This is a genomic window from Aquabacterium sp. T101, assembly GCF_057219775.1.
This window is the reverse complement of record NZ_JBXVVZ010000004.1, coordinates 60,950-75,244: the sequence shown is the minus strand read 5'-3', so window position 1 is coordinate 75,244 and position 14,295 is coordinate 60,950. Positions and strand designations below refer to the sequence as shown.

The following is a 14,295-nucleotide window of genomic DNA, read 5'->3' as shown; positions in this document are numbered from 1 at the left end:
GGCGGCGCCGCGTCCCCGCAATCACCTGCCCGCCATGCCCTCCAAACTGCTCCTGTCGGCCCTGGGGCCGGTCACGCTGCTCATGCTCCACGGGTGCGCCACCGGGCCGGTGGTGCTCGATCCCTTCGACCGGCCCCGCAGCGCCGAGACGACCCTGCCCCCGGGGCCGTTCAAGGTGTGCGAACCCAAGGACGTCGATCGCGCGCCCTACCTGGAGTCGGGCGCTCTGCCGCTTTACCCGGTCAGGGAGGGGATGCTTGGGCGCACTGCCGAGGTGAAGCTCGTCTTCACGGTGGAACTGGACGGCAAGGTGACGCCGCGTCCGATCGACATGTCCGAAGGTGCCCAGTGGTTCCTTCAGCATGCCGCCGTGGCCACTCGCGATTGGAAGGTCCGGCCCGCGCTGAAGGACGGCAAACCGGTCCAGTCGACTTGCCAGATCCAGTTCAACTACGTTCTTCGGTAACGCGCTGCCCGTGCTGCGGGCGGTGGGTGCGACAATCGCCGCCCCATCTGCAAGGCCGGCCCCGTGGACCTCAAAGTCAAGATCGCGCTCACCGTCGAGCGCAGCGAGGAGATCGCCAACGCCACGGCCGAGCTGGACCTGGCCAGCGGCGAGATCCGGCGCGTGGAGTACACCGACTGGGACGTGGCCACCCGCGGCCAGCCCTGGGACGCCGAGGACTACGAGTTCACCAGCGGCACGCTCACCCACCAGGGCAAGGACGTCGAGTTCGGCGTCGAGCTGCACCAGACCACAGGCCAGTTCTCGGTCAACGCCAACGAGCTGCTGGAGATCAAGCTCAAGGCGGCGCAGCTGTTCGCCGGCCTGACCGGCGTGGACCTGATCGCCAACGCCCGGCCGCGCAAGGGCTGAGGCCGGGCTAGGGGCGCGGCGTCGCCTCGAGCCGGCGCTGGCTCTGCGTGAGGCCTTCGTAGCCCCAGTCGGTGCCGGGCAGCTCGTGCACGACGACGTAGCTCGCCTCTTCCAGCGCACCGTGCGGCGCGAGGTGGCGCTGCAGCACCGCGTCCGCGGCCTCGATGAAGCGCGCCTTCTGTGCGGCGGTGTTGGTGCCCGCGGTGATGCGGATCTCCAGCAGCGCCGTCGGCCGCTGCACGCGCTGGCCGCCGACCCACCACTGCGCCGCGGGCACGGCCTCGAACAGCACCGCCGTGACGGCCTCGCGCTTGCCCAGCGTGTCGACGGTGATCGCGGTCAGCGCCTCGGCCAGGCGGCGCTGCACCGGCTCCGACGGCAGCGGCGCCAGCCGCACGGTCAGCGCGGGCATGACACCGCCTGCGACGGCAGCGCCCCGCGCGCGGCGCCCGGCAGCGCCTGGCGGACGCGCCGCACGGCGGCCTGCAAGGCGCGGCCGACCGCGTCGGCGGCGTCGCCGATCGCCTGGCGGCGCAGCGCCTGGGCGTCGCGCCGCGCCTGGTCGTACAGGGCCTGGCGCTGCCCGGGGGTCAGCGTGGCGAGCGGGTTCATCGGGGTGAGGGAGGTGGGCATCAGAGGCTCCTTGTCGATGGCGTCACTCTAGGCAGCGGCCCCGCGGCCGGAAACGGCGCGCGCTTCAAAAGCGCCTTGCAGCCGCTGCAAAGCCGGGCCTCGCCCGGAGCGCCTACGATCCGGCGCATGGAAGGCCTGGCGCTCGACGACCTGAAGCTGTTCGCCCGCGTGGCGGCGCTGGGCACGCTGTCGGCGGTGGCCCGCGAGCGCGACGTGCCGGTGAGCCAGGTCTCGCGCGCGCTGGCGCGCCTGGAACGCACCTGCGGCGCGCGGCTGATCCACCGCTCGACGCACGGCCTGGCGCTCACCGCCGAGGGCGAGACCTTCCTCGACTACTGCCGCCGCATCGGCGCCACGCTCGACGAGTTGGAGGCCGACTTCGCCACCAAGGCGCGCGAGGCCAGCGGCCTGGTGCGCGTGGCGGCCAGCACCGTGATCGCGCAGTACCTGCTGCTGCCCAGCCTGGCCGGTCTGCACGAGCGCCATCCGCGCCTGCAGGTGGAGCTGGAGGTGAGCGACCGGCTGGTGGACATGGCGCGCGAGGGCATCGACATCGCGATCCGCACCGCCACCGCGCTGCCCGACACGGCCGTGGCGCGGCGCATCGGCGACCTCGGTCGCGCGTACTACGCGTCGCCGGCCTATGCCGCCGCGCACGGCCTGCCGGCGCAGCTGTCCGACCTGCGCCGGCACCGCCTGATCGCCAACACCGCGGCGCCGCACCTGAACCACTGGCCGTTCCTCGTCGATGGCCAGCCGGTCAAGCTGCCGATCGAGGGCTTCTGGCGCAGCAACGACACCGGCATCGTGGCCAACATGGTGCTCGAGGGGCTGGGCATCGGCCGCCTGTCCATGCTGGTGGCCGAGCCGATGGTGGCGGCGGGGCGCCTGGTGCGCGTTCTGCCGGAGGTGACCGACCCGCAGCCGGTGGCGATCTACGCCGTGACGGCGGCCACGCGGCAGCGCCTGCCGAAGATCCGCGCCTGCATCGACTACTGGGCCGGCTGGATCGGCCGCGGGTCCGGCGCGGCGGCGGCCGCGCCTACGCCAGCGCCGCGGCCACGCGCGCGCCGATCGACAGGCACGCGGTGAGCCCCGGCGACTCGATGCCGAACAGGTTCACCAGCCCCGGCACGCCGTGCACGGCCGGGCCGTCGATGCGGAAGTCCGCCGCCGGCTCGCCCGGGCCGACGATCTTGGGCCGGATGCCGCTGTAGGCCGGCGCCAGCGCGCCCTCGGGCAGCGCCGGCCAGTAGCGGCGGATGTCGGCGGCAAAGCCCTCGGCGCGCGACGCGTCCACCGCGTAGTCGGCCGCGGCGTCGCCGGGCTGCCAGCCCGAGGGCAGCCAGTCCACGTCGGGCCCGAAGCGGCCCTGGCCGCCGAGGTCGAGCGTGAAGTGGATGCCCAGGCCGGCGCGGTTGTGCATCGGGTACACGAGGCGCGAGAACGGCGCGCGCCCGGCGAGCGCGAAGTAGCGGCCGCGGCAGCCGCGCGGAACCGGCACATGGCGCGCGTCCAGCCCGTCGATGGCCGCGGCGAGCGCGCACGCGTGCAGCCCCGCGGCATTGACCAGCAGCCGGGCGCCGATGCGCGTCGGCTCGGCGCCGCCCACCGCGATGTCGAAGCCGCCGGGCACCACCGCCACGCGCTGCACCGGGCTGTGGAAGGCGAACATCGCGCCCGCGTCCTCGGCGTCGCCCTGCAGCGACAGCATCAGGCCGTGGCTGTCGACGATGCCGGTGGCCGGCGAGTGCAGCGCCGCCACGCAGCGCAGCGCCGGCTCCATCGCGCGCGCGGCGGCGGCGTCGATCAGCACCGCGTCGTCCACGCCGTTGGCCCGCGCCTGCGCCTGCAGCGCCTGCAGCGCGGGCAGTTCGGCGTCGTTCACCGCCACCACCAGCTTGCCGCAGCGGCGGTGCGCGATGCCGCGTTCGGCGCAGTGGGCATACAGCGCCTGCCGGCCCTGCACGCACAGCGCGGCCTTGAGCGAGCCCGGCGCGTAGTACAGGCCGGCGTGGATCACCTCGCTGTTGCGTGCGCTGGTGACGGTGCCGATGCCCTCGGCGCGCTCCAGCACCACCACCTCGTGCCCGGCGCGGGCCAGCGCGCGCGCCGCGGCCAGGCCCACCACGCCCGCGCCGACGACCACCGCGTCGACGCGGTCGGTCATGGGGGGCTCAGGCCTCGAGGCCTGAGCCCTCGTCGCAGCCCAGGTGCAGGTTCATGCACTGCACCGCCGCGCCGCTGGCGCCCTTGCCCAGGTTGTCCACGCGCGCGATCAGAACCGCCTGCTGCGCGTCGGCGAAGACGAAGATGTCGATGCGGTTGCTGCCGTTGCTGCCCTGCACGTCGAAGAAGTTCGGCTCGGCCAGCGACGGGTCGCCCGCGGACATCACGCGCACGAAGCGCTCGCCCTCATAGTGCTTCTGGTAGGCGCGCACCAGCGTGGCGCCGTCGGTGCCGGGCGCCAGCTGCGAGAAGTGCAGCGGCACGCTGACCGCCAGCCCCTTGAGGAAGGGCCCCACGATGGGCATGAACACCGGCTTGGTGGTCAGGCGCGCGTAGGCCATCATCTCCGGCACGTGCTTGTGCGCGAGCTTCAGGCCGTAGGGGCGCGGCGCGTCGAGCTGCGGGCTGCGGCCGGCGGCCTCGTACTCCTCGATCATCTTCTTGCCGCCGCCCGAATAGCCGGTGATCGACGTGGCCGTCACCGGCAGCAGCGCGGGGGCAATGCCCGCGTCCACCAGCGGGCGCATCAGCGCGATGAAGGCGGTGCTGTGGCAGCCGGGGTTGGCGATGCGCTTGGCGCGGCGCAGCGCGTCGCGCTGGCCCGGGGCCAGCTCGGGCAGGCCGAACACCCAGCCCGGCGCCACGCGGTGCGCGGTGCTGGCGTCGATGACGCAAGTGGCAGGGTTGGTCACCAGCGCCACCGCCTCGCGCGCCGCCGCGTCGGGCAGGCACAGGAAGGCCACGTCGGCGGCGTTGAGCAGGCGCGCGCGCTCGGCCGTGTCCTTGCGTCGCTCGGGGTCGATGCGCAGCAGCTCCACGTCGCTGCGCGCCGCCAGGTACTCGTGGATGCGCAGCCCGGTGGTGCCCTCCTGGCCGTCGACGAAGATCGCGTGCTTCCTGCTCATGCGGCTAGGATAAGTCAATGCGCATGTCCGAGCGAATCCTGCTGCTGCCGGGCTGGCTCGATTCCGGCCCCGACCACTGGCAGAGCCGCTGGGAGGCGCTGCACGGCGACACGCGCGTGGTGCAGAGCGACTGGCTGTGGCCGCGCCGCGGCGACTGGCTGGCGCGGCTGGAGGAGGTGCTGCTCGAGTCCGACACGCCCGCGCTGCTGGTGGCGCACAGCCTGGGCTGCCAGCTCGTGGCCGCCTGGGCCGCGCACTCGCGGCACACCGCGCGCGTGCGCGGCGCGCTGCTGGTGGCGCCGCCCGACATCGAGCGCGAGGACATGCCACCCAACCTGCTGCCCTGGCGCCCCATCGTGCGCCAGCGCCTGCCGTTCGCCGCCATCGCGGTGACCAGCCGCGACGACCCCTACGGCGCCCCCGCGCGCACCGCGCAGATGGCCGCCGACTGGGGCGCAGAGGTGGTGGACATCGGCAACGCCGGCCACATCAACGGCGAGTCGGGGCTGGGCGACTGGGCCGAGGGGCGGGCGCTGCTGGAGCGGCTGCTGGCGTGCTGAGGATCAGTTCCCCGCAAGCTGCCGGATCGCCGTGCCCCAGTCCTCCACATGGTGCGACGCCACGATGCGGCCGTCGCGCACGGTGTGGATGTCGATCGACATGATGTTGAACGCCTTGCCGCCGGCGGGCACGCCGAAGAAGGGGCCCTGGGGTGTGCCGCGTGCCTCGCCGCGCACCACCACGCGGTCGCCGGCCACGAGCACCTCCTTGATTTCCCAGCTCAGGTCGGGGATCAGCTTGCCGAAGCCGGCGAACAGCGCCAGCACGTCGGCGCGCGCCTTGAAGGTCTGCTCGCCGGAGTAGGACTTCCAGTCCGGCGCGAGGCTGGCGTTGGCCAGCGCGGCCAGGTCCTTGGTGGCGGGGCGGTTGAGCATCTCGTAGAACGGCGCGACGACGCGGCGCGCGGCCTCGGGCGTCAGCGGCTGCTGGGCCCACGAAGGCGCGGCCGTGGCGGCCAGCAGCGCGGCGGCAGCCAGCGTGCGCAGGGTGCCGCGGCGGCGTGCGGTGGGGGTGAGGGTCGTGTCGATGTGGGACATGGTCTTCTCCAATGCGATGCGCGACATGCGCTGGGCCGCACTGTGCGGCGCAGCGAAGACGGCGCCTTGTGCCGGCCGGACGGCGCGTGGTAGTTTCCGGACATGGCTGTCCGCAATGCCACGTCGATCGCCCAGGTGCGCTGGCAGCCTGGCGGCGCCTACGCGCTGGCGGTGCAGGCGTTCACCATCGCGCGGCTGCGCGGCAAGGCTTCGCGCGAGCACTTCGAGAGCCCGCAGCGGGTGCATTTCTACGTGCTCACCGGCGTCACGCGCGGGCGCACGCGCCACGAGATCGACTTCCGCCCCATCGACGCCGGGCCGGGCAGCTGGATGCTGCTGCGCCCGGGGCAGATCCAGCGCTTCGACTTCTCGCGCGACTGGGACGGCTGGATGATCGTGTTCCGCCCGGACCTGCTGCCGCCCGCGCCGGCTACCGTGCGTGGCCGCGCCGGTGCCCAGGCGCCGGTCGCGGGCACCGGCGCGCTGGAGCCGCTGCTCGCCAGCCTGGCCACCGCGCAGCGCCTGCCGCCGCCGGTGCACGCGCGCTGCGCCGCCGCGGCGCGCCGCATTGCCGACGATGCACGCCGCCACGGCGCCGCGGTGGACGCCTGCAACGCGCTGCTGCGCCACGAACTGGGCGAGCTGCTGGCGCGCGTGGCCCTGGCTGCGCCGGTGCCTGCGCCCGACAACGCTGACGTCCCCGTTCGCGCCATCGCTCGCATCGCAGCGCCGGTCGGCGCGCGGATGGCGCGGCTGCGCGCGCTGGTGCAGTCGCAGCCGGCGCAGCGCCACACCGCCGACACGCTGGCCGCCGCGCTGGCTTGCAGCACCAAGACGCTTGGCCGCATGGTGCGCGACGCCACCGGCCTGTCGCTGAAGGCCTGGCTTGACGAGCAGGCGGTGCTGGAGGCGCAGCGCCTGCTGGTGCACGGCGACGAGCCGGTCAAGCGCGTGGCCGACCGGCTGGGCTTTGCCGACGCCGGCAACTTCGTCAAGTTCTTCAGCCGCGTGGCCGGCAGCACGCCGGCCGCGTTCCGCGCGGCGCAGCGGCGCCCCTAGTCGGGCCACGCGGTACCGCCTCGAACGCGGCGACAATCCGCCTCCATGGCGACCAAGAAACCCAAGGGCCTCGGCCTCGGCCTGGAGGCGCTGCTCGGCCCCAAGGTCAGCGACGCGCCGCCGCCCGCGCGCGAGGCGGGCGCACCCACCACGCTCAAGCTCACCCAGCTGCAGCCCGGCAAGTACCAGCCGCGCACGCGCATGGACGAGGGCTCGCTCTACGAGCTGGCCGAGAGCATCAAGAGCCAGGGCGTGATGCAGCCGGTGCTGGTGCGGCCGCTGGGCGCGGCCACCGGCCCCGGCGCGCGCTTCGAGATCATCGCCGGCGAGCGCCGCTTCCGCGCCGCGCGCCTGGCCGGGCTGGACGAGGTGCCGGTGCTGGTGAAGGCGGTGCCCGACGAGGCCGCCGCGGTGATGGCGCTGATCGAGAACATCCAGCGCGAGGACCTGAACCCGCTGGAAGAAGCGCAGGGCCTGAAGCGCCTGGTCGACGAGTTCAAGCTCACGCACGACCAGGCCGCGCAGGCGGTGGGCCGCTCGCGCAGCGCGGCGTCGAACCTGCTGCGCCTGCTGAACCTCGCCGCGCCGGTGCAGCAGATGCTGATGGCCGGCGACCTGGAGATGGGCCACGCCCGCGCGCTGCTGATGCTGGAGCCGGCGCAGCAGATCCTGGCCGCCAACGAGGTGGCCGCGCGCAAGCTGTCGGTGCGCGACACCGAGAAGCTGGCCGCTCAGCGCGCCGCGCCGGCGGCCGCACGCGGCGGCAAGGGCGCCGCGGCCAAGCCGGCCAAGTCGCGCGACATCGTGCGGCTGGAAGAGGCGCTGGCCGACAAGCTGGCCGCCGCGGTGCAGATCCGCGTGCTGCGCAAGACGCGCCGCGGCGAGCAGGGCGAGATCGCGATCTCGTTCGACTCGCTCGACGAGCTGGGCAGCCTGCTCGACCGGCTGGGCGTCGGCGAGCGCTGACCGCGCCGCGTCACCACCCGTCATCGCCCCCCACGAGGCCCGCCATGCCGCTGATCACCGTGCGCATCGCGCGCCGTCCCGAGCCCACCACGGCCGAACAGAAGGCGCAGCTGATCGCCGGCCTGACCGACGTGGTCGAGCGCGTGCTCGACAAGCGCCGCGACAGCGTCACCGTGATCATCGACGAGGTCGACCCCGACAACTGGGGCGAGGGCGGCGAGCCGGTGACGGCACGGCGCGCGCGACGCAAGTAGGCGCTCGCGGCCACGCGCCCGCGCAGGCCCCGGCGAGGCCTCGCCGGCACCTGTAACGGTAACGATCGCGCGCGGCGCGGGTGTGGCGCGGCCCCCATGTCGCGGGGCTGGCAGGCGCACGGGCCGCTCCTACACTGGCTTCGCAACAACTCGTCACAACTGCCGCCGTGGACCGTCGTCGCCTTGCCTTTGCGTCCCTGCCGAGCCGCCTGCTGCTGGCCGCCGGGCTGGCGCTGGGCTGCGCGGTCGCGGCCGCCGCGGGGGCGTCGGGGGCTTCCAGCGGCCCGGTCGTCAAGCACGGCCCCGGCAAGGCGCTGCAGGTGATCACGCCCGACGAGGACGTCGACGCACTGATGGGCGACCTGCTGTTCCACGCCGACCTGATGACCTCGCTGGACGCGATGTGCCCGGCCGCGCGCGCCGCGCGTCGCGACTGGCAGGCGGTGGTGCGCGAGCTGCCGCCGCAGGCGCGCACGACCGAGCTGCGGCAGCTGTCGCGCAAGCTGTCGGCCGACGCCGGCCAGGCCATGGTGCGCGGCAGCGGTGGCTGCACCACGCGCGAGTTCGCGCAGGCCTACGCCGAGACGCGGCGCGAGTTCGAGCAGCTGCTCGAACAGTGGGCGCGCCTGAGCATCTGAGGCGGCGCGCGCCGGCGGCCTAGCTGCGCAGCGGTACCAGCGCCTCGCGCAGCACGCGGGCGTAGTTGCCCACCGCCACCTTCTCCACCGTGGCCGAGTCCAGGCCCTGGTCGCGCATGTGCTCCACCACCGAGCGCAGGTGGCTGTAGCGGTCCACGGTCCAGTTGGGGCCGAGGCCCTCGATGTCGGTGCCGATGCCCACATGGTCGGCGCCCAGCAGGCTCACCAGCCGCGCCAGCTCGCGCGCGTAGGCACGCCGGTCGCCCGCGGCCACGGCCCAGGGCGGCCCGGGCCGGTTCAGCCCCAGCGCCCACAGGCCGATCACGCCGCCGGCGGCGGCGATGCGCTTCGCATGCGCGAGCGACAGTCGGCGCTTGAGGAAGCCGTAGGGGTCGCGCCAGTCGCCGCCGTCGCCGTCGACGAAGCCGTGCGACCACACCATCGGCCGCTTGCTCGCGGCCAGGGCCTGGTCCACCCCGTCGCCGGTGCAGTGCGACAGGTCCACCAGCACGCCCTGCGCATTGCAGGCGGCCACCAGCTCGCGGCCCATGGCCGACAGCCCGCCGTGCACCGGGGCCACGGTCTGGAAGTCGCCCACCGGCGTGCGGATGTAGTGCACCAGCTGCAGCTGGCGCAGCCCCTGGCCCACCGCGCCGGCCAGTCGCGACACGTCGCCTTCGAGGAAGTCCGCGCCCTCGCTGGACAGCACCACGCGCGGCCCGCCGCCGGCCAGCGCCGCGTCCACGTCGGCGGGCGCCTGCACGATGTCGATGCGCTGGCGCGCGAGGTAGCCGCGCATGGCCTGCAGGCGGCGCGCGAAGTAGTCCGCCAGTTCGCCCGGCGCGGGCACCCGCGCCTGCTCGACGCCGCTGCCGGTGGCGCGCAGCCACGGGCCGTCGGCGACGAGCTTCCAGCCCACCAGGGCCACGCGCGCATCGCGCAGTTCGTCGCCGAAGCCCGACGCGTCGAGGTCGCGCCGCGTGATCAGGCCGAAGTGCGAATGCATGTCGCCCAGCAGCGGTGCCGGGGCCGGCTGCGCGTGCGCCGGGGCGGCCAGGGGGCCGGCCGCGCCCGCCACGGCCGCCGCGCCGGCCGTGGCCAGCCAGTGACGGCGCGACCAGCCGCGCTGCATGCTCAGTAGGTGGCGCGGCCGCCCGACAGGTCGAGCACCGAGCCGGTGGTGAAGGAGCAGTCCTCGCTGGCCAGCCACGCGATCGCGGCGGCGATCTCGCGCGGCTCGACGAAGCGGCCCATGGGGATCTTGCCCAGCATGTAGTCGATGTGCTGCTGCGTCATCTGGTCGAAGATGGCGGTGCGTGCCGCCGCCGGCGATACCGCGTTGACGACGATGCCCTTGGTGGCCACTTCCTTGGCCAGCGACTTGGTCAGCGCGATCAGGCCCGCCTTGCTGGCGCTGTAGTGGCTGGCGTTGGGGTTGCCTTCCTTGCCGGCCACCGAGGCCACGTTGACGATGCGGCCGTAGCCCTGGCTCAGCATCGCCGGCACCACGGCGCGGCAGGTGAGGTAGGGCGCCACCAGGTTCACGTCCACGGTGCGGCGCCACACGTCGGGCGCCAGCTCCCAGGTGGGGCCGTTGCCGCCGGTGATGCCGGCGTTGTTCACCAGGATGTCGATGCGGCCGTGCGCGGCCAGCACCGCCTGCGCGGCCTGGCCCACCACCGCCTCGTCGGTGAGCTCCACGCGCGCCGTCGTGGCCGCGGCGCCGAGCTTGGCGCGCGCCTTGGCCAGCAGCGCCTCGTCGATGTCCCACAGCACCACCTTGGCACCGGAGGCGACGAAGCGCTCGGCCACGGCCAGGCCGATGCCCTGCGCGCCGCCGGTGACGATGGCGATGCGGCCGGCGAGGTCGATCTGGTTCATGCGTCGAGTCCTTTCAGGGTGGCCGCGGCGTCCGGGCGCGCGCGGCAGTCGTCGATGTACTGGCGGATGATGTCCTCGAAGGACGTGTCGCCGCCCAGGCCGAGCGCGCGCGCCCGCGCCGCGCTGGCGCCCTTGGGCCAGTTGGCCACGATGCCGGCAATGCGCTCGTCGCGGCGGAACACCACGTGCCGGCGCACCTTCGGGCCGGCCACCTTCTCCAGCGCGTCGAGCATCTGCTGCACGGTGACGTTGAGCGCCGGCAGGTTCAGCGCCAGGCGGCCGCGCAGCTCGTCGCGGCCGGCCTCGTAGATGCGCACCAGCGCGTCGATCGTGCGCGCCGGCGACGACACCGGGTGCGACACCGACGCGTCCACCGGGCAGACCGCCTCCACGCCGGCCAGCGGCTCGCGGATCACGCCGCTGAAGAACGACGACGCGGCGGCGTTGGGCTTGCCCGGGCGCACGGTCACGGTCATCAGGCGCGCGGCGCGGCCGTCGATGAAGCCCTTGCGCGTCATGTCGGCGATGAGCTGCTCGCACATCAGCTTCTGCGTGCCGTAGGACGTCTGCGGCGCGGGCAGCGTGTCGTCGGCCACCACGGCCGGCATCGGCAGGCCCGGGTCCGGGCCGAACACCGCCACCGAGCTGGAGAACACCAGCCGCGGCACGTTGCCGGCGGCGCGCAGCGCGTCGAGCAGCGCGCGGGTGGAGTCCAGGTTGGAGCGCATGCCGAGGTCGAAGTCCAGCTCGCACTCGCCGCTGACGGCCGACGCGAGGTGGAACACGCCGTCGAATCGCTCGCCGGCGAAGCCGGCGCACTGCTCCAGCAGGGGCCCGGTGAGCGCGCGCACGCCGGGGGCGGCCAGCAGGTCGGGCGGCGGCGCGAACTGGTCGGCCAGCACCATCTCGCGGATCGGCGTGCCGCCGAGGTGGCCGCGCGCGAGCAGCGTGCGCGCCAGGCGCGCGCCGATGAAGCCGGCGCCGCCGGTGATCAGCAGTCTCATCGTGATGTCGTCCGGTAGGGTTGGAACCAGCCCAGGCCGCGCGTGGTGCCGCCGGGGCCCGCGTCGCGCGGGCGGTACTCGCAGCCGACGAAGCCCTCCCAGCCCAGGCGGTCGATCAGCGCGAACAGGTACGGGTGGTGCAGTTCGCCGACGTCGGGCTCGTGGCGCTCGGGCACGCCGGCGATCTGGAAGTGGCCGACGTTGCCGCCGGGCAGCCAGCGCTCGATCTTGCGGGCGAGATCGCCCTCGACGATCTGGCAGTGGTACAGGTCCATCTGCACCTTGAGGTTGGGCGCGCCGACCAGGCCGACGATCTCGTGCGCGTGGTCCTGGCGGTTGAGGAAGAAGCGCGGGATGTCGCGCGTGTTGATCGGCTCGATCAGGAAGGTGTGCTCGCGCGACTGCGCCGCCGCCCACGCCAGGTTGGCCACGTAGGTGGCCTGCAGCGCGGCGCGGTCGGCGCCCTCGGGCGCCAGGCCGGCCATCAGGTGGATGCGCGGGCAGCCCAGCGCCCGCGCGTACTCGAGCGCGCGCTCGACGCCGCGGCGGAACTCGGCCTCGCGCCCGGGCAGGCAGGCCAGGCCGCGCTCACCGGCGGCCCAGTCGCCCGGCGGCGAGTTGAACAGCACCTGCTGCAGGCCGTGCGCGCCCAGCCGCGCCGCCAGCTCGGCGGCCGGGTGCTCGTAGGGGAAGAGGTATTCCACCGCGCCGAAGCCGTCGGCGGCGGCCGCGGCGAAGCGGTCGAGGAAGGCATGCTCGTTGTAGAGCATCGACAGGTTGGCGGCGAAGCGGGGCATCGGCGGCGGCTCCGGGACGGGGTGCGGGCTAGCGCTTCGGGATGCGCGACGGCTTGATCACGCCGCTGGCGATCAGCCGGCGCTCGCCGTTGAGATGGTGCTCGATGGCGGCGGCGCGTGCGGCCTTGGGGTCGCGCGCGGCCACCGCGGTGACGATGGCGCGGTGCTCGCGCCGCACCTGCGCCATGAAGTCGGCGCGCTTGGACTCGTGGCCCTTGGTCACCGTCATCGCGTCGCGCAGGTAGGCCTCCAGGATGCCCAGCAGGCGCAGGAACTGCGGGTTGCCGGTGGCCTCGCCGATGGCGCGGTGGAAGGCCAGGTCCTGCTCGACGCCGAGCTCGCCGCGTTCGGTGGCCTCGTCGATGGCGGCCAGTGCGCGCTTCAGGCCCGCGAGCTGGCTGCGCGTGGCGCGCACCGCGGCCAGCGCGGCCATCTCGCCTTCCATCACGCGGCGCAGCTCCACCATCTGCACCACCGCGTCCATCGACTCCAGCACCTTGGGGTCGAAGGCCAGTGCGCGGTGCGCGGGCGGCTCGGTGACGTAGACGCCCGAGCCCTGCCGCGAGCGCACCAGGCCCTGCGACTTGAGCTGGTGCACCGCCTCGCGCACCACGGTGCGCGACACGCCGTGCACCTCGGCCAGCTTCTGCTCGGTGGGCAGGCGGTCGCCGGGCTTGAGCTCGCCGCCGTCGATCTGCGCCTCGATGCGGGCGGCCAGGCGGTCGGACAGCCGGCTCGATTCGAGCCGCTGCACCGGCTTGCCAAGGGTTTGCCCGGGGGCGTGGGAAAGCGCGATTGACATGGTGATAAGGTCATCATACAACTTGCGTCCGCGCCGAGGCAACCGCTCCGGCACCCTAATCCGACCGACCGACGAGACCGACCCCACGATGGCCAGCGTCAGCATCCGCAACGTGATCAAGCGCTTCGGCGACACCGCCGTGCTCCATGGCGTGTCGATCGAGATTCCCGACGGCTCGTTCACGGTGCTGGTGGGTCCGTCGGGCTGCGGCAAGAGCACGCTGCTGCGCATGGTGGCCGGCCTGGAGAACATCAGCGGCGGCGAGGTCGCCATCAGCGACAAGGTGGTCAACCAGGTGCCGCCGAAGGAACGCGACATCGCGATGGTGTTCCAGAACTACGCGCTGTACCCGCACATGACCGTGCGCGACAACATGGCGTTCTCGCTCACGCTGGCCAAGAAGGACAAGGCCTACATCGACGACCGCGTCGGCAAGGCCGCCGCCATCCTGGGCCTGGCGCCGCTGCTCGAGCGCTTTCCGCGCCAGCTCTCCGGCGGCCAGCGCCAGCGCGTGGCCATGGGCCGCGCCATCGTGCGCGACCCGCAGGTGTTCCTGTTCGACGAGCCGCTGTCCAACCTGGACGCCAAGCTGCGCGTGGCGATGCGCTCCGAGATCAAGGAGCTGCACCAGCGCCTGCGCACCACCTCCATCTACGTCACGCACGACCAGATCGAGGCCATGACCATGGCCGACCAGATCGTCGTCATGCACGACGGCCGCGTCGAGCAGATCGGCTCGCCGCTGGAGCTGTACGACCGCCCGGCCAACCGCTTCGTGGCCGGCTTCATCGGCTCGCCGGCGATGAACTTCATCGAGGGCACCCAGAAGGACGGCGCCGTGGTCGCGGCCAACGGCGCGCGCCTGCCGCTGGTGGGCGCGCAGGCGGCCAACGACGGCCGCAGCGTCGTCTACGGCATCCGCCCCGAGCACCTCGACCTGGCCGGCACCGGCGAGACCGCCGGCTTCGAGGCCGAGGTCGTGGTGGTGGAACCCACCGGCAGCGAGACCCAGCTCGTGGCGCGCCTCGGCACGCAGGAGCTCATCGGCGTGTTCCGCGAACGGCACGCCTTCACCCCTGGCCAGCGCATCCGGCTCGTGCCGCGTGCACCGGTCGCGCATCTTTTCGACGCCACCAGCGGCCAGCGGATCTGA

At 73.7% G+C, this 14,295-nt stretch carries 19 protein-coding genes; 9 read left to right on the top strand and 10 right to left on the bottom strand.

Features of this window, described 5'->3' with window-relative positions:
• Positions 1-34: 34 nt before the first annotated feature.
• Positions 35-466 carry a TonB family protein gene (locus tag AC2EAQ_RS12050; protein ID WP_484644058.1) on the top strand — a complete coding sequence of 144 codons (432 nt, stop codon included), beginning with the start codon at positions 35-37 and terminating at the stop codon, positions 464-466.
• Positions 467-529: 63 nt separating this feature from the next.
• On the top strand, positions 530-877 hold the full coding sequence (locus AC2EAQ_RS12045; RefSeq protein WP_484644056.1) for a hypothetical protein: 348 nt from the start codon (positions 530-532) through the stop codon (positions 875-877).
• 7 nt (positions 878-884) lie between these two features.
• Here AC2EAQ_RS12045 and AC2EAQ_RS12040 read toward each other — a convergent pair whose 3' ends face one another.
• Complete coding sequence (locus AC2EAQ_RS12040) at positions 885-1,289, bottom strand: tautomerase family protein (RefSeq protein WP_484644054.1); 405 nt, start codon at positions 1,287-1,289, stop codon at positions 885-887.
• Complete coding sequence (locus AC2EAQ_RS12035) at positions 1,277-1,510, bottom strand: hypothetical protein (protein ID WP_484644052.1); 234 nt, start codon at positions 1,508-1,510, stop codon at positions 1,277-1,279. The genes AC2EAQ_RS12040 and AC2EAQ_RS12035 overlap by 13 nt, the downstream gene beginning before the upstream one ends.
• Before the next feature lie 126 nt (positions 1,511-1,636).
• On the opposite strand from AC2EAQ_RS12035, the gene AC2EAQ_RS12030 reads away from it, so the two are divergent.
• Positions 1,637-2,602 carry a LysR family transcriptional regulator gene (locus AC2EAQ_RS12030; RefSeq protein ID WP_484644050.1) on the top strand — a complete coding sequence of 322 codons (966 nt, stop codon included), beginning with the start codon at positions 1,637-1,639 and terminating at the stop codon, positions 2,600-2,602.
• Here the strand turns inward: AC2EAQ_RS12030 and AC2EAQ_RS12025 are convergent.
• Both AC2EAQ_RS12025 and argC read right to left on the bottom strand, forming a co-directional pair.
• Entirely contained in the window at positions 2,553-3,680 is a 1,128-nt protein-coding gene (locus AC2EAQ_RS12025; protein ID WP_484644048.1) for an NAD(P)/FAD-dependent oxidoreductase, read from the bottom strand. The genes AC2EAQ_RS12030 and AC2EAQ_RS12025 overlap by 50 nt on opposite strands.
• 7 nt (positions 3,681-3,687) lie before the next feature.
• Entirely contained in the window at positions 3,688-4,644 is a 957-nt protein-coding gene (gene argC, locus AC2EAQ_RS12020) for an N-acetyl-gamma-glutamyl-phosphate reductase (protein ID WP_484644046.1), read from the bottom strand.
• Positions 4,645-4,661: 17 nt separating this feature from the next.
• Here argC and AC2EAQ_RS12015 point away from each other — a divergent pair, with 17 nt between their 5' ends.
• Complete coding sequence (locus AC2EAQ_RS12015) at positions 4,662-5,204, top strand: RBBP9/YdeN family alpha/beta hydrolase (RefSeq protein ID WP_484644044.1); 543 nt, start codon at positions 4,662-4,664, stop codon at positions 5,202-5,204.
• A gap of 3 nt (positions 5,205-5,207) precedes the next feature.
• On the opposite strand, the gene AC2EAQ_RS12010 is transcribed toward AC2EAQ_RS12015, so the two are convergent.
• On the bottom strand, positions 5,208-5,741 hold the full coding sequence (locus tag AC2EAQ_RS12010) for an ester cyclase (protein WP_484644042.1): 534 nt from the start codon (positions 5,739-5,741) through the stop codon (positions 5,208-5,210).
• Positions 5,742-5,843: 102 nt separating this feature from the next.
• Here AC2EAQ_RS12010 and AC2EAQ_RS12005 point away from each other — a divergent pair, with 102 nt between their 5' ends.
• The 4 genes from AC2EAQ_RS12005 (at position 5,844) to AC2EAQ_RS11990 (ending at position 8,658) form a co-directional block, all read left to right on the top strand.
• On the top strand, positions 5,844-6,800 hold the full coding sequence (locus tag AC2EAQ_RS12005; protein WP_484644040.1) for a helix-turn-helix domain-containing protein: 957 nt from the start codon (positions 5,844-5,846) through the stop codon (positions 6,798-6,800).
• A gap of 45 nt (positions 6,801-6,845) precedes the next feature.
• Positions 6,846-7,766, top strand: coding sequence for a ParB/RepB/Spo0J family partition protein (locus AC2EAQ_RS12000; RefSeq protein ID WP_484644038.1), 921 nt, complete (start codon positions 6,846-6,848; stop codon positions 7,764-7,766).
• A gap of 44 nt (positions 7,767-7,810) precedes the next feature.
• A complete protein-coding gene (locus tag AC2EAQ_RS11995; protein WP_484644036.1) occupies positions 7,811-8,020 on the top strand; it encodes a tautomerase family protein in 210 nt (69 codons plus the stop codon).
• A gap of 167 nt (positions 8,021-8,187) precedes the next feature.
• On the top strand, positions 8,188-8,658 hold the full coding sequence (locus tag AC2EAQ_RS11990) for a hypothetical protein (protein ID WP_484644034.1): 471 nt from the start codon (positions 8,188-8,190) through the stop codon (positions 8,656-8,658).
• 19 nt (positions 8,659-8,677) lie between these two features.
• Here the strand turns inward: AC2EAQ_RS11990 and AC2EAQ_RS11985 are convergent, their stop codons facing one another.
• The 5 genes from AC2EAQ_RS11985 to AC2EAQ_RS11965 are packed head-to-tail and all read right to left on the bottom strand — an operon-like array spanning position 8,678 to position 13,142.
• A complete protein-coding gene (locus AC2EAQ_RS11985; protein ID WP_484644032.1) occupies positions 8,678-9,790 on the bottom strand; it encodes a dipeptidase in 1,113 nt (370 codons plus the stop codon).
• 2 nt (positions 9,791-9,792) lie between these two features.
• Positions 9,793-10,539 carry an SDR family NAD(P)-dependent oxidoreductase gene (locus AC2EAQ_RS11980; protein ID WP_484644030.1) on the bottom strand — a complete coding sequence of 249 codons (747 nt, stop codon included), beginning with the start codon at positions 10,537-10,539 and terminating at the stop codon, positions 9,793-9,795.
• The gene (gene denD, locus AC2EAQ_RS11975; protein WP_484644027.1) at positions 10,536-11,543 is read right to left on the bottom strand and encodes a D-erythronate dehydrogenase; all 1,008 of its coding nucleotides are present in this window, start codon (positions 11,541-11,543) and stop codon (positions 10,536-10,538) included. The genes AC2EAQ_RS11980 and denD overlap by 4 nt, the downstream gene beginning before the upstream one ends.
• Entirely contained in the window at positions 11,540-12,340 is an 801-nt protein-coding gene (gene otnI, locus AC2EAQ_RS11970; protein ID WP_484644025.1) for a 2-oxo-tetronate isomerase, read from the bottom strand. Before otnI ends, denD begins: the two co-directional genes overlap by 4 nt.
• A gap of 28 nt (positions 12,341-12,368) precedes the next feature.
• A complete protein-coding gene (locus AC2EAQ_RS11965; protein WP_484644022.1) occupies positions 12,369-13,142 on the bottom strand; it encodes a FadR/GntR family transcriptional regulator in 774 nt (257 codons plus the stop codon).
• Positions 13,143-13,230: 88 nt separating this feature from the next.
• Between AC2EAQ_RS11965 and AC2EAQ_RS11960 the strand changes: the two genes are divergently transcribed.
• Positions 13,231-14,295 carry an ABC transporter ATP-binding protein gene (locus AC2EAQ_RS11960; protein ID WP_484644019.1) on the top strand — a complete coding sequence of 355 codons (1,065 nt, stop codon included), beginning with the start codon at positions 13,231-13,233 and terminating at the stop codon, positions 14,293-14,295.